This window comes from Amycolatopsis albispora (assembly GCF_003312875.1).
Classification (GTDB): Bacteria; Actinomycetota; Actinomycetes; order Mycobacteriales; family Pseudonocardiaceae; genus Amycolatopsis; species Amycolatopsis albispora.
The window spans coordinates 2,024,304-2,037,087 of the sequence record NZ_CP015163.1 but is presented as its reverse complement, the minus strand read 5'-3'; the positions used below and the strand labels follow the sequence as shown (position 1 = coordinate 2,037,087).

General features: G+C 67.8%; 12 protein-coding genes. 7 read left to right on the top strand and 5 right to left on the bottom strand.

Annotated features, from left to right (window positions below; all coding sequences use genetic code 11):
* Positions 1-16 precede the first annotated feature (16 nt).
* Entirely contained in the window at positions 17-244 is a 228-nt protein-coding gene (locus A4R43_RS09420) for an SDR family oxidoreductase (protein ID WP_236808858.1), read from the top strand.
* Here A4R43_RS09420 and A4R43_RS09415 read toward each other — a convergent pair.
* The 3 genes from A4R43_RS09415 to A4R43_RS09405 are packed head-to-tail and all read right to left on the bottom strand — an operon-like array spanning position 241 to position 3,075.
* Positions 241-1,365, bottom strand: a complete 1,125-nt coding sequence (locus tag A4R43_RS09415; protein WP_113691970.1) for an aspartate aminotransferase family protein — start codon at positions 1,363-1,365, stop codon at positions 241-243. The two genes, A4R43_RS09420 and A4R43_RS09415, sit on opposite strands and share 4 nt — an antisense overlap.
* Positions 1,366-1,425: 60 nt before the next feature.
* Positions 1,426-2,625, bottom strand: coding sequence for a cytochrome P450 family protein (locus tag A4R43_RS09410; RefSeq protein WP_113691969.1), 1,200 nt, complete (start codon positions 2,623-2,625; stop codon positions 1,426-1,428).
* 33 nt (positions 2,626-2,658) lie between these two features.
* Complete coding sequence (locus A4R43_RS09405; protein ID WP_113691968.1) at positions 2,659-3,075, bottom strand: nuclear transport factor 2 family protein; 417 nt, start codon at positions 3,073-3,075, stop codon at positions 2,659-2,661.
* 158 nt (positions 3,076-3,233) lie between these two features.
* On the opposite strand from A4R43_RS09405, the gene A4R43_RS09400 reads away from it, so the two are divergent.
* Genes A4R43_RS09400 through A4R43_RS09390 form a run of 3 tightly spaced genes read left to right on the top strand, consistent with a single transcriptional unit; the run spans position 3,234 to position 6,663 of the window.
* The gene (locus tag A4R43_RS09400; RefSeq protein WP_113691967.1) at positions 3,234-4,634 is read left to right on the top strand and encodes a cytochrome P450; all 1,401 of its coding nucleotides are present in this window, start codon (positions 3,234-3,236) and stop codon (positions 4,632-4,634) included.
* Complete coding sequence (locus tag A4R43_RS09395; protein WP_113691966.1) at positions 4,631-5,632, top strand: terpene synthase family protein; 1,002 nt, start codon at positions 4,631-4,633, stop codon at positions 5,630-5,632. The genes A4R43_RS09400 and A4R43_RS09395 overlap by 4 nt, the downstream gene beginning before the upstream one ends.
* Entirely contained in the window at positions 5,629-6,663 is a 1,035-nt protein-coding gene (locus A4R43_RS09390; protein ID WP_113691965.1) for a polyprenyl synthetase family protein, read from the top strand. Before A4R43_RS09395 ends, A4R43_RS09390 begins: the two co-directional genes overlap by 4 nt.
* A gap of 21 nt (positions 6,664-6,684) precedes the next feature.
* Here A4R43_RS09390 and A4R43_RS09385 read toward each other — a convergent pair whose 3' ends face one another.
* Entirely contained in the window at positions 6,685-7,386 is a 702-nt protein-coding gene (locus A4R43_RS09385; protein ID WP_113691964.1) for an alpha/beta fold hydrolase, read from the bottom strand.
* Positions 7,387-7,504: 118 nt separating this feature from the next.
* Here A4R43_RS09385 and A4R43_RS09380 point away from each other — a divergent pair, with 118 nt between their 5' ends.
* A complete protein-coding gene (locus A4R43_RS09380; protein ID WP_113691963.1) occupies positions 7,505-7,843 on the top strand; it encodes a winged helix-turn-helix transcriptional regulator in 339 nt (112 codons plus the stop codon).
* A gap of 418 nt (positions 7,844-8,261) precedes the next feature.
* Here A4R43_RS09380 and A4R43_RS09370 read toward each other — a convergent pair whose 3' ends face one another.
* A complete protein-coding gene (locus tag A4R43_RS09370; RefSeq protein WP_205215284.1) occupies positions 8,262-9,758 on the bottom strand; it encodes a DNA/RNA helicase domain-containing protein in 1,497 nt (498 codons plus the stop codon).
* Positions 9,759-10,648: 890 nt separating this feature from the next.
* On the opposite strand from A4R43_RS09370, the gene A4R43_RS09365 reads away from it, so the two are divergent.
* Entirely contained in the window at positions 10,649-11,266 is a 618-nt protein-coding gene (locus A4R43_RS09365; protein ID WP_113691961.1) for a hypothetical protein, read from the top strand.
* Complete coding sequence (locus tag A4R43_RS09360) at positions 11,263-12,588, top strand: 7-cyano-7-deazaguanine synthase (protein WP_162788387.1); 1,326 nt, start codon at positions 11,263-11,265, stop codon at positions 12,586-12,588. Before A4R43_RS09365 ends, A4R43_RS09360 begins: the two co-directional genes overlap by 4 nt.
* Positions 12,589-12,784 lie beyond the last annotated feature (196 nt).

Sequence of the window (12,784 nt, the reverse complement as noted above, 5' to 3'; positions counted from 1 at the left end):
GCCTCCTCGCGCAGCAGTGCCTGGACTGAGCCCGGGCCTGACCGTCACCAACACCTTCAAACCGCTCGGCGCCGACCGCCAGGCCGCCATCTACGAGGAACTCCGGCGGACCGTGCCCCTCCATCGGCCGGGAACCACCGCCGAGATGGCGAAGGCGGCGGTCTATCTCGCCTCGGACGAATCCGCCTACACCGTCGGCACCGTGCTGCGCGTGGACGGCGGCATCGGGGAGCTTGCCTACTAGCTGGTGGTGACGGCTTCGGCGATCTGGTCGAGGTGGTCCGGTGTCATGGCGGTGGACAGGGCGAGCAGGCCGTTGGTCCCGATCAGTACTCCTCGCCGGTAGAGGTCCCACCACAGCCGGGTGGGGTCGGGCGTCATCAGCCGCAGCAGGGAGCCTGAGCCGTTGACGGCCACGCCTTCCGCGCGAAGCCGGGACCGCAGTTCGTCGCCGCGCTGGTTCAGTGCGGCGATTTCCGCGGTGCCGAACAGGGTGAGCGCGGTGAGCCCGGCGGCCATCGTGACCGGGTTGGCGTTGAAGGTGCCGCCCCAGGACACCGCGCCCGCGGCCGGGGCGAACGGCGCCAGGACTTCGGCGCTGCCGCCGATCGCTCCGACGGGGAAACCACCGCCGATCACCTTGCCCACGGCCACGAGATCGGGCTCGATGCCGTACGTGCGATGCAGTCCGCCTTCGTGCAGGCGGAACGTGATGATCTCGTCGATGGCGAGCAATGCGCCGTGCTGCCGGGTGAGGTCGCGAAGCGCCTCGACGTAGGCGGGATCGGCGGGGGCCAGACCGGCGTGGTTGGGCATGAGGTCGATCAGCACCGCGGCGACCCGGTCCCCGTGCTCTCGCATCGCGGCGGTGAGCGCGCCGAGGTCGTGCTGCGGCAGGACGAGCACCGCGCTGGGTGCCACACCCGGCGCATCGGGGGAGACGAGGGCGTCGCCGGTGCCGTGGTAGCTGCCTTCGAACCGCACGACGAGGTCGCGGCCGGTGTGCGCCCGGGCCGCGCGCAGGAGCATCAGCACGGCCTCGGAGCCCGAGTTGCAGAACCGCCACTGCTCGATCCCGGTGCGGTCGCGCAGGTGCTCGGCGAGCGCGACTTCGGCGTGGGTCGGCAGGCCGAACGCGGTGCCGCGCTGGGCGGCTTCGATGGCCGCGGCGAGCACGTCCGGGTGGGCGTGGCCGTGGATCAGCGAGGTGTAGTTGTTGTTGCCGTCGATGACCCGGTGGCCGGTGTCGTCGGTGAGGACCGCGCCTTCGCCGCTGACCGCGTAGGGCGGGTGGGGCGGGACGAATATGGTCGTCCGGGTGTTGCCGCCCGGCAGCACGCGCCGGGCCCGGTCCGCGAAGTCCACGACGCGCTCCTCACGTTCGGCGAAACGAAGCCGCTGGTGCCCCGCCGAGTGTATAACGACCTATTCGGCCGGGCTCAACACAACCGGCAGCGCCTCCAGCGCACGTACCGTCGGCATCATCCGCCATCGCAAATCCTCGGCAGGGACGGCAAGACGGATACTGCCACAGCGTTCCAGCAGCACGGTGAACGCGACCTGGGCCTCCAACCTGGCCAGCGGGGCGCCCAGGCAGTAGTGGATGCCGCGGCCGAAGGCCAGGTGCCGCCCCGGCTCGCGGCGGATGTCGAACCGGTCGGGTTCGGCGAACCGCCGCGGATCGCGATTGGCCGCCAGTATCGAGCCCATCACCACGTCCCCGCGGCGGATCCGCGCGCCCGCGAAGGTGAAGTCCTCGGTGGCGAACCGCAGCAGGCTCGAACCGAGGGTGGATTCGTAGCGCAGCATCTCCTCGACCGCGCCGGGGATCAGCTCCGGTTCGGCACGCAGCGCGGCGAGCTGGTCCGGGTGGCTCAGCAGGGTCAGCAGCCCGGCCGCGATCAGGCCGGACACGGTGTTGAACCCGCCGACGAGCAGCATCAGCGTCATCGCCGCCAGTTCGGTGGCGTTGAGCCGATCGTCGTCGTTCTCGGTGACGAACGCGCTGAGCAGGTCGTCACCGGGCTCGGCCTGCTTGTCGGCCACCAGTCCGGCGATGTATGCGGACAGCCAGGCCATCGCGCCGGGCACCCGGTCCGCGTCGGCCGGGTCGCTGGACAGGAACAGGTAGGTGTTCTCCGCGAACGTCTGGCTGTCGGTGATCGGCACGCCGATCAGCCGCATGATCATCTCGATGGTCAGCGGGAGCGCAACGTCCGCCATGATGTCGGCGCGGCCGCGCTCGGCCGCCGCGCCGATCAGCCGCTCGGCGGCCACGCGTGCCCGCGGGCGCAGCCGTTCCACCTGGCGCGGGGTGAACGCGCTGTGCGCGAGCCGGCGCAGTCGCGTGTGCTCGGGTGGGTCCACCACGGCGAGGCACTGCCCGAGCCCCATCGCTTCGGCGGCCGCCACCCACGGCACGGCGCGCACGTGATCGGGCGCGTGGCGGGGGTTCACCGACAGCCTCGGCTCGGTGTACATCGCGTGGAGGTCGTCGAACCGGGTGACCAGCCAGCCCGGCACGCCGTGGTGCACCACCCGCCGGATCCGGTCCCGTTCCCGCAGTTCCGCCAGCACCGGGCAGGGGTTGCCGAGGAAATCCCGGCCAAGCCGATCAAGGTCCATGATGCCGCCTCCGGGTACGTCGACGCGAAATGATCAGGCGGCGAGAACGCCGATTTGCTGCAAAAGGCTCAATGCGTCGTAGTAGTCGGTGTGGCTGACGATCAATCCGTCCCGATCGAGATCGAGCACGCTGATCGCGGGCAATTCGATGCGGCTGCCGCGGACGGCGGTCGGCGGCAGGTGGGGGAAATGCCCCGAAAGGACGCCGCGACCCGTCCAAGTGACCACCAGGCCGGACTCCGTCGGCAGTACGCGGTCCAGGTCCACCTGGCTTTCCGGGCTGGCCGCACACCATTCCTCGAAGAAGACGGCCAGTTCCCCGCGACCGCGGAAGGTCCGGCGCAGCGCCTTGTCCTCGAGGATTCCGGTTTCCGCGTAACAGGCCACGAAGGCGGCCGCGTCGTGGTTGTTGAACGCGGTGGCCCAGCGTTCGGCCAATTCGATCTTCATCGGGTTCCTCCTGGAATCGGGAATGAGATCACGATCGCCGAAGCGCGGATGCCGAACAACATCAAAAACGGCAAAGCGCAGGATCGGAGACCCTTCGAATTCGCCGAAAAGTATGGTTCCCGGTATCCGACACGAGACCGGGGCAGGGGCTGGGGCAGATGACGAACCAGGCAGTCGATGATCGCCGTGCGCGCGGCGCGGAAACCGGTTCGGCGCGGCCGGTACCGCGGCCGAGCCTGCGCGACGAAGTGCGCAGCACCTTCGCGATGCGGCGGGACCAGGTCGGTTTCCTGAACCAGATGATCGGCCGGTACGGCGACATCGTGCAGATCAGGGTCCTGGGCATCAAGATGGCGATGCTGAACCACCCCGACTACTTCGAGCACGTGCTGGTGCGCAACCACGAGAACTACAACAAGGACACCTTCCTGTTCCGCGCGATCGCGCCGATCCTGCGTGGCGGGCTGATCGGCAACGTCGGCGGTGAGCCGTGGCGGCACCAGCGGCGGACCATGCAGCCCTCGTTCCACCGGCCGCAGGTGGCCGGCTTCGCGTTGAACATGACCGACGAAACCGCGCAGATGCTGGATCGCTGGGACCGCCAGTACGGGCCGTCGGACGTGGTCAACGTCAGCACCGAACTCGGCCAGCTGGCCATGCGGATCGTGTTCCGCTCGCTGTTCGGCGCGAAGGTCGGCGCCCGCGGCAAGGCGATCGAAGACATGTTCTTCGAGGCCAACCAGATCGCCTGCGCGTTCTTCCGCTTCCCGCTGATCCCGCTGACCTGGCCGACGCCCTCGCACCGCAGGCTGGCCGAGATCATCCGGACGATGGACGGGTTCGTCGCCGACATCATCGCCGACCGGGTGCGCAGCGGGGAGCAGCACGACGACCTGCTCGACGCGATGCTGCACGCGGTCGACGACGTGACCGGCACCGGCCTGTCCGAGCAGCAGCTGCACCGCGAGGTGCTCAACCTGATCATCGGCGGCTACGAGACCACCAGCAACTCGGTGTCCTGGCTGATGCATACCGTCGGGCAGCACCCCGAAGTGCAGCAGCGGCTGCTCGACGAGGTCGATACCGTCCTCAATGGACGCGCGCCGACCTTCGACGACGTGCTGAACCTCAAGTACACCAGGATGATCGTCGACGAGACGCTGCGGTTGTACACGCCGGCCTGGCAGACGATGCGGTCCTCGATCGAGGAGGACGTGATCGGCGGCTTCCGGATCCCGGCGAAGTCGGATCTGTACCTCAACATCTACGCGCTGCACCGGCACCCGGAGTTCTGGCCGGATCCCGAGACCTTCGATCCGGACCGCTTCACCCCGGACGAGGTCGCCAAGCGGCCCAAGCAGGCCTACATCCCGTTCGGCAGCGGCCCGCGCATCTGCATCGGCAAGCACTTCGCGCTGACCGAGCTGGTGATCATCCTGGCGATGATCGCGCAGCGGTACCGCGTGGTGATCCCGCCAGGCTGTGGCAACGTGCAGCCGGAACCGCTGATCACCCTGCACCCCAAAGGCGGGGTGCACGTCCGGGTGGTCCGGCGATGACCGGCCCGGTGACCAGGATGGTCGAGGCGTTCGAGGCCATCGCCCCGGAGTGCAATCCGCACGCCGACGCCGCGACCGCGCACCTGAACCGGTGGGTGGGGGAGCAGGGGCTGATCGGGCGCGCGGCGGCGAGGGAGCGGTTCGACCGCGCTGCCTTCGGCTGGTTCGCCGCGATCACCTATCCGACGGCGAGCGAACGCGACCTCGGCCTGGTCGCCGACTGGTTCGCGTGGTTGTTCCTGCTCGACGACCAGCTCGACGACGGGGTGCTCGGCCGCGATCCCGAGCGCACGCACCAGTTCCTCGGTGCGCTTTTCGGCGTGCTGGAAGGAAAGGGCGCCGATCCGGCGGGGCCGTCGATCGTGACTTCGCTGGCCGACCTGTGGGACCGCACCACGGAAACGGCGAGCGAGGCGTGGCGGCGGCGGTTCGTCGAGCACGTGGTGGCCGGTGGGCTGGCGGCGGGCTGGGAGTCGGCGAACCGGGTCAGCGGCACGATTCCCGGTGAGGCCGACTACGTGGAGAAGCGGCGGCACACCGGCGCGATCTACGTCTGCTTCGACCTGATCGAGATCGCCGAACACCTGGACGTGCCGGCCGAGGTGTACGACAGCGAACCGTTCGCCGAGGCGGTGCGCGCGGCCTGTGACGTGGTGGGCTGGACGAACGACCTGTACTCGCTGGACAAGGAGACCGCGCTCGGCGAATACCACAACCTGGTCACCGTGGTGCAGCACGCGAGGGGGATCGGCCAGACCGAGGCGATCGGTGTGGTCGCGGAGCGGATCACGCGGCGGTTGCGCGAGTACCTCGCCGCCGAACCGCTGATCCGCAAGCGCCACAAGGAAATCGAGCCGTACCTCGCGGGCCTGCGGTCGTGGATGCGCGGCAACCTGGACTGGTCGGCGAGCACCCGGCGCTACCGGGAAGCGTTGCACGACACCGAAAACCCGGCGAGCTACCTGGAACCGGCGCTGATCGACCGGAGCGCGGCATGAGCGCCCCCGCGTTCGAAAGCGCGCCGGTCAATCCGGGTGTGGTGCTCGCCCGGCGCCTGCTGCCGCCGGTGCTGGGGGAGTGGATCGACCGGCTGGGCGGGGAACTCGCCACGGTCTGTGGCTACCAGCTGGGCCTGTGCGACGACACGGGCAGGCCGACCGGCGGGGTGAGCGGGAAGCTGCTGCGCCCGGCGTTCGCGCTGCTGTGCGGGGCGGCCACCGGTGCGCGACCGGCCGACGTGGTGCCGTCGGGCGCCGCGATCGAGTTGCTGCACAACGCTTCGCTCATCCACGACGACATCATGGACGGCGATCGCGAACGGCGGCACCGGCCGACCGTGTGGGCACGCTTCGGGGAAGCCACCGCGATATTGGCCGGTGACGCGCTGATCGCGCTGGGCTTCGAGGTGCTCGCCGCCCAGCGGCACGCCGCGACGGCGCGTTCGGTGACGCTGCTGGCGAAAACCTTGCGGCTGCTCGCCCGTGGACAGGAACTGGACCTGCGGTTCGAGTCCGAAACCGGGGTGACCGTGGACGAGTGCCTGGCGATGATGACCGGCAAGACCGGGGTGCTGCTCGGCTGCGCCTGCCGGCTCGGCGTGGCCCACTCGGGCGCGCCGGCGGAATGGGCGGTGCGGTTCGAGCGGTTCGGCGTGCACCTGGGCGTGGCCTTCCAGCTGGCCGACGACCTGCTGGGCATCTGGGGCGATCCGGCGGTCACCGGCAAACCGGTCGGGGCGGACCTGCGGGCACGCAAGAAGAGCGCACCGGTGGCCGCCGCGCTGGCCGCCGGGACCGCCGGGTCCGCGCGCATCGCCTCGCTCTACGCCAAACCCGAAGCCCTCACCGACGCCGAGGTGGCGCAGTTGACCGAACTGGTCGAGGAAGCGGGCGGTCGCGAGTGGACCCGCGCGGAAGCCGATCGCCGGGTGTCGGCCGCGTGGGACCTCATCGATGTGCTGGACCTCGACGGCCCCGCTCGCGCCGGCCTGGCCGCGCTGACCGGCAGCCTGCTCGACCGCGATCACTGAGAACCGCCGCAGTCCCGCGGCCTACCGGGCTGCTTCGACCAGCAACTCGGTCAGTTCGGCGGGCATGGTGATCATGCAGTCGTGGCCGGTGGGCAGTTCTCGCACCCGCTCGCCTGCCGGGACAGGGCGCCGGGTGATGCCCGCCGGCCGGTCCGCGAGGCAGTGGATGTGCGTACGCGGGATCGTGCGCGCGGCCGGGTTGTCCAGCCGGGCGGGTTCGAGCAGGCACCGCACCGGCTGGTCCGACAGCATCGAGCGCAACCAGGCGACGTCCTCGGGGTCGGTGACGCCGAACAGGCCGAGCGGGGGCGGCTGTTCCGGCATCGGCGGGACCCGCCAGCCGTCGACGGCGAGGTCGACGAGCTGCTTGGTGACGGGATGGACGTCGACCGCGGCTTCGCCGTCTTCGGGCACCATCGCGTCCAGGAACACCAGGTGAGCGATCCGCTCCGGAACCCGGTGGGCGACGCCCGAGATGACCATCCCGGCGTAGCTGTGCCCGACGAGGACGACGTCGTCGAGACGCTCAGCTTCGATCAGGCCGACGATGTCGTCCACGTGGGTGCCGAGCCCGACTTCGGGGCTCAGCAGGTGTGCCTGGTCGCCGTAACCGGTCAGCGACGGCGCGAGCACCCGGTGCCCGGCCGATTCCAGCAGCGGGACCACGCGGTCCCAGCTCCGCCCGCTGTGCCAGGCGCCGTGTACCAGCAGAAAGGTGGCCATGGTCGGGTGGTTCCTCCTCGTGCCTCGGTATCCTTTGGTAACCGACCACATCGTGGTCCACCCGGCGCGCACCGGGCAATACGGCACTTTCGGGTGCCCCGGTTCTCAGGAGGTAACCATGCAGGACCCGTGCCAGGCCCGCGAAGTACTCGGCATCGTCGGGGACAAGTGGGCGCTGCTGATCGTGCGCATGCTCAAGGACGGCCCGCGGCGCTTCACCGAGCTCAAGCGGTCCATCGACGGGATCAGGCAGCGCATGCTCACGGTGACGCTGCGGGATCTCGAGCGCGACGGGATCCTGACGCGCACGGTCCGCAACGTCATGCCGCCGCACGTGAGCTACGAGCTGACCACGATGGGCCGCACCCTGCGGGAGGCCACCGCGCCGCTGCTCGAGTGGAGCATCACGCACCTGCCCCACATCGACGCCGCCCGCGCGGCGTACGACAGCCGTTGACGCTCACCGCCCGCGGCGAGCCTCTATCGGACGCGGCCGAGGGGCGATCGGTTCGGCCCGGCACCAGAGGCAGCGCGTACCGCCGGGTCAGCCGGAAGCTCAACCGCGTTCACCTGGCCAAGCTCCAACAGTTCTACGAGGCGTTCGGCCTGGACATGGTGTACTACGCAAAAGAGCGGATGGTCGAGGTGACCATCCGCCCGCCCCGTAGGGTTAACGCGTGTGTCCGAGGGGCGAGGTGCGCACTAACCACACGCCTGTTCCTGCCGAACTTCTTCCTGTGCGAGTGAACCAAGTCGTCTGAGGTGGCGTGCTCACAACAGCAGGTCCGTTGGCTGGTCAAGATGACCAGGCACCACCGAGCTATCTCGGGAAGAGGGCTTGATGACACGAATATGCATTCGGATCGCGTGGGTGTTCACAACTTGTGGACGCCTAGGTCGGCGAAGAGCTTCCTCGTGGCAGAATCGACCGAGTAGAGCACCGTGCCGCGGATCGAACGAGTCATGAGCACCCCGTAGGCGTTTCGGATCGCGCGCCGGAGGTCTTCGTCCGCATTGATCCTGTTGGCCTTGCTCCGCACGTGTTCGCGGTGGACCTTCCAGCTACCGCCGTCCCAGGTGAGGTCGGGGCCCATGATCACACCGCCCCACTCGTACTCGAGGCCCTGCGCGGTGTGCACGCAGCCGATCTGCCCGAAGCCACCGGGTTCGGTCGCCCAGAATCGCCGCTTCGGGACGCCGGGTGTGTTGTGCTGGTCGCCGGCGTTCCACGGGCGTGCCCAACCCGGCTCCGGGTTGACCTCCGGATCAGTGCCGCTGCGATCTTCCCACTTCCAGCAGATCCCGGCGCTGATCCGAGCGCTTTCTCCCTCGTTCTCCTTATCACGGAGAAAGCGCTCCATGGTGGCGGCGCTGTCGGAGTAGTAGAGCTGGAACGGCTCAGGATCGTTCCCGCCATCCGGCTTCCAGGGCAGTGGGTCGCCTGCGAGCAGGTGCTGGACCCACGTGTCGTACGTCGCGCTACCCACGGCGCGGAGCACCCGGTCCAGGGTGATCGGCACGACCTCCGTGCCGAGGTCGTGGAGCTCGCTGGTGAGCGCTTCCGGTGACCAGACCTCGTCCGAAAACAGACGTTGGTCACCGTCAATGAAGAAGACCGGCACCTTCGCCCGTGTGACGACCACGGAGACCGAGGATTCGCCGGGTCGCATGGAGTAGGAGCCCTTCATCGGGCGTTCCGTCAGCCGGTGCGCCTCGTCGCACAGGATCAGGTCCAGCTCGTTCGCCGCCCGGTTGTCGGCGATGTTGTTGAGGGTGGCGAAGGCTTGCCGCCGCCCGTTGGAAGCGCGTTTGAAGGTTTCGCGTGACGCGATCCCCCCTGATACGTAGCAGGCTTCCCGCCTGGCATTGAGTGCCTGTCCGAGCAGTGTCAATGCGATCAGTGACTTGCCGCTCCCAGCTCGGCCGCTGACGACGAAGACCTTCTTCGTGCCGACCGGTGCCCAGCTGTCCAGCGCCTCCGCCACGGTCGTCACGGCGGTCAGCTGGTTCTCCACCAAGCTGAACTTCGTGTGCCCCGCTACGATCGCTCCCACCTCCGGCTCGATCAAGGAGTTGGAGCGACGTCGGTCGAGCAGTGCTTCAGCGGCGTCGGCACCCGACTGCGCACTGAAGTTGTCTCTCAGGAATTTCCCCAGCTCACCGGGGGAGCGGACCGTGAACGTCGGTATGCCGTTGCGAGGTGAAACGTGCCGTATCCATTGGTATTCTGGTTCCTTCAAGTTGTGCAGATATGACGCACCGACAAGGTTCACATAACGGTCATCGAACATGCTGTGGTGCACCTTGAGTGCGAGCAGGTTCTCGTGCACCTGCACGGCGGGGTGCTTTTTGTGCTTCTCGTATGCGTCCAAGTAGACCTTGTCGAGGGCTCAAGCCGCCGTCCGGGTGAAAACCTGAGAGGACAACGTCAATAGGGCTCATCTTCGGATCGACGTGGTACTCCACGAACCTCCAGATCCGGCCGAGGCGGAGGTGGTCCAGCAGCGAGGCCAGCCGATAGACGCTTTCCCGCCAGGTTGTCACGTCCCCGGGCGAAGGCTGCGCGTTCCTGGGGTGCGCTTGTACGTAACAACTCTCAATTTCCGGGATCAGCTTCTCTTTATCCCGAAGGAACTCTTCGGCGGGCCAGTACACTTCAAGCGGCTGCCACCTGTTTGTCGCTACTGAGTTCTGTGCCATTTCCCGAAGTTTCTTGTGGTTCCGCAATCTTCTCTGCTGGTGCGGCGAGGTCGAGAATCGGTTCACGAGGAGGCTTCGCGCTTCGGCTCGGACCGCGGAACTTCACGACCTGCGCCCCGGCTCCGCCGTTGCCCTTGGTTGGCGCGTTTGCGAATCGTGCCTCCCGAGCTTTGTGTCGAGTTCGTTGAGATCCCGGCACATTCAAACACGACCGGGTGGCCCGATCTCTTTCGGGTGTAACCAGGTCGACGGAGACTGCATGGCAGCTGATTCCTCGGCCAACATGGCTGGGCCGAACAGGTGGAATCACCTATGGCTATTGCGCTGTGACTATCTGTGCGTAGCGTGAGAGGAGTCGCCGGCACCGGGGAGCGCTTGCGTGGGTACTTCGAGCAGATGGGCCGGGCCGCAGACGGCCGAGTGGAAGACCGTGTCCCGAAGCGTGGCACGGATCTGGCCAGCCCAGGGACTGGCCGCGTCAGCTGCGGACATCCCCGGGCCGCGCCAGCCGGAGGATCATCCCATTTCGGACGAGTCGGCGGCGAAACGAGGACGGCGTTGCTTGGAGGCACTCGCCGCGGCGGTGCGTGAAGACCCGAATGCCTATGGCCTCCGCGCGACAATGGTGAGAGCCGGGGGCTCGCTGATCGATGCGGTCGAGGGCCTCGGCAGCGGCGGCGGGCCGGTGAACCTGGTAGTCGGCTCGGGCTGGTCAGGCACCCCGGGAGAATGGTTTCTCTACCAGTTCGTTTCCGTCGTAGCCGGTGAAGGTACGACGATCGCCGACGCCCTTGCACGGCGCTCTGCCACAGCCTGCGCCGAGAGGATTCTCGCCGATCCGGCGACGCGAGGGGCTATTGAGCGGCAGACTTCCGACTGGAACTTCGCCGACAGCCTGTTTTGTGAGGTCTACCAGCTATTTTTCGCGGATTACGTGGCCGCATTCGTGCGAGCGGTCATAGCTGAGAAGGTGAAGCTCGTGGTTCCTGCGCTCGTGCTCGTGGACCCGAGCGGGCAGATCGCGGACTGGGTCGCCGACCAGGTCGCCGCGGTGCTGCCGATGCCGTGCGCTGAGAAGGAAAAGCAACGGGACGATCCTCGCTCCATCACCGAAATCGCCCGGGACATGTTGCAGGACACGGTGTCCGCGGCGCTGGGGCTTCCTGGGGGGATCACGTGACCGCCGTGGCTCGGCGCTTTGCGTTCACCGCGAGTGGCCGCCATCGCACGGATTCCGATCGCGAGCCGCTGTGTGACGCTGACTTCCATGATCGGGAGGCTCGTCTTGATCAAGGAATGACGATGGCCGGGCCCGCGGAACCCTGGGCGCGCGACCTCCTGCAGGTGGCGCGTGCCGTCTATCTGGTGGACAAGCGCTACGTCCGGCGAACTGAAGACGGCTGGTCGCGCGCGGTCGACCTCTCGGTCGAAGTCGCGGAGCCGGAACGCTGGGGTGCGGCGCAACTGGAGGACCTTGCCACCTTGTTGGCCACGCTGACCAGCGATACCTGGCAGGTTCGCGTGGTGGGAGGTGCCGCCTACCGGCAGTGGTTCGACTACGAAGAGCGCGTTTCGGAGGTAGCCCTCTTCTCCGGGGGCTTGGACTCGACCTCGTATGCAGCTCAAGCTTCGGCGCAGGGAAATGACGCGGGAACGCTGTTGCTCATGGGGTACGACGACAACATGCGAGCCCGGCAGCAGGAGGTCTGGCGGTCCGTCGATCGGGTCCGGAACCGGCCGGTCAAGCTGGTGCAGATCGGCCAACGGGTGCTTTCGGGTCCCGGTGGCGAGCTCGAACCCAGCACGCGCACGCGGGGCCTGCTATACACGGCGACCGCCGTAGCGGCTGCATCGGCGCACGGGGTCGGTCAGGTCAACGCTCCGGAGAACGGGCAGCTCGCGATCAACCCGCCGTTGACCCCGAATCGGTTGGCTGGGCTCTCGACCCGCTCGGTCCACCCGTGGACGCTGGAGCTGACGAACCGAGTGATCCGCGGGCTCGGCGGCGCTGTCGAGGTGGTCAATCCGCTGCTGTCGTTCACCAAGGGTGAGGTGTGCGGCCAGGCCCTGGAAGCAGGGCTCTCACCGGAAGATCTCGCTCGCACAGTCAGCTGTGGCGATCCCAGCAGTGCGCGCTACTCCCAAGCGCCGCCCAACTGTGGCCATTGCTTCCCGTGCCTGGTCCGACGCTCGGGGCTCGCTTGGGCCGCCGGGATCGACCGGACCGACTACCGGATCGAACTGGGTGGCATCGACATGAGAGCGAGGGCAGCGGAACACCTTCGTGCATTGGCTCGCTGGCTGGCCAGCGACTTCGGGTTCCGGGACCTGGTCGCCGACATGCCGTTCCCCAGCTCGACGCCCATACCAGCGGTGTTGCCGATGCTGCACCGCGGGCGACGTGAATTGGCGGCGATGGTTGATCAGGTCATACCCCAGAACAGCCTGCTTCGGCGAACTTGGGCGCCCAAGCTCGTGGGTCGAGCACCCAGTACCGCTTGACTTGCTAGCGCGTACGTCCGGAGCCCGCGAACCGATCCGTCCTGTGGCACGAGCTCCTACTTTCGGACCTCTGGTGCTGCGGACGCAGTTCACGATTCGATAACTCTGTGTGACGTTTGGTCAACTGTGACGATGGAGGAGGGGCGTGGCGTTTCAAGCGCTGGTGCTGATCTCCAGGTGATCGTCGGACAGGGGT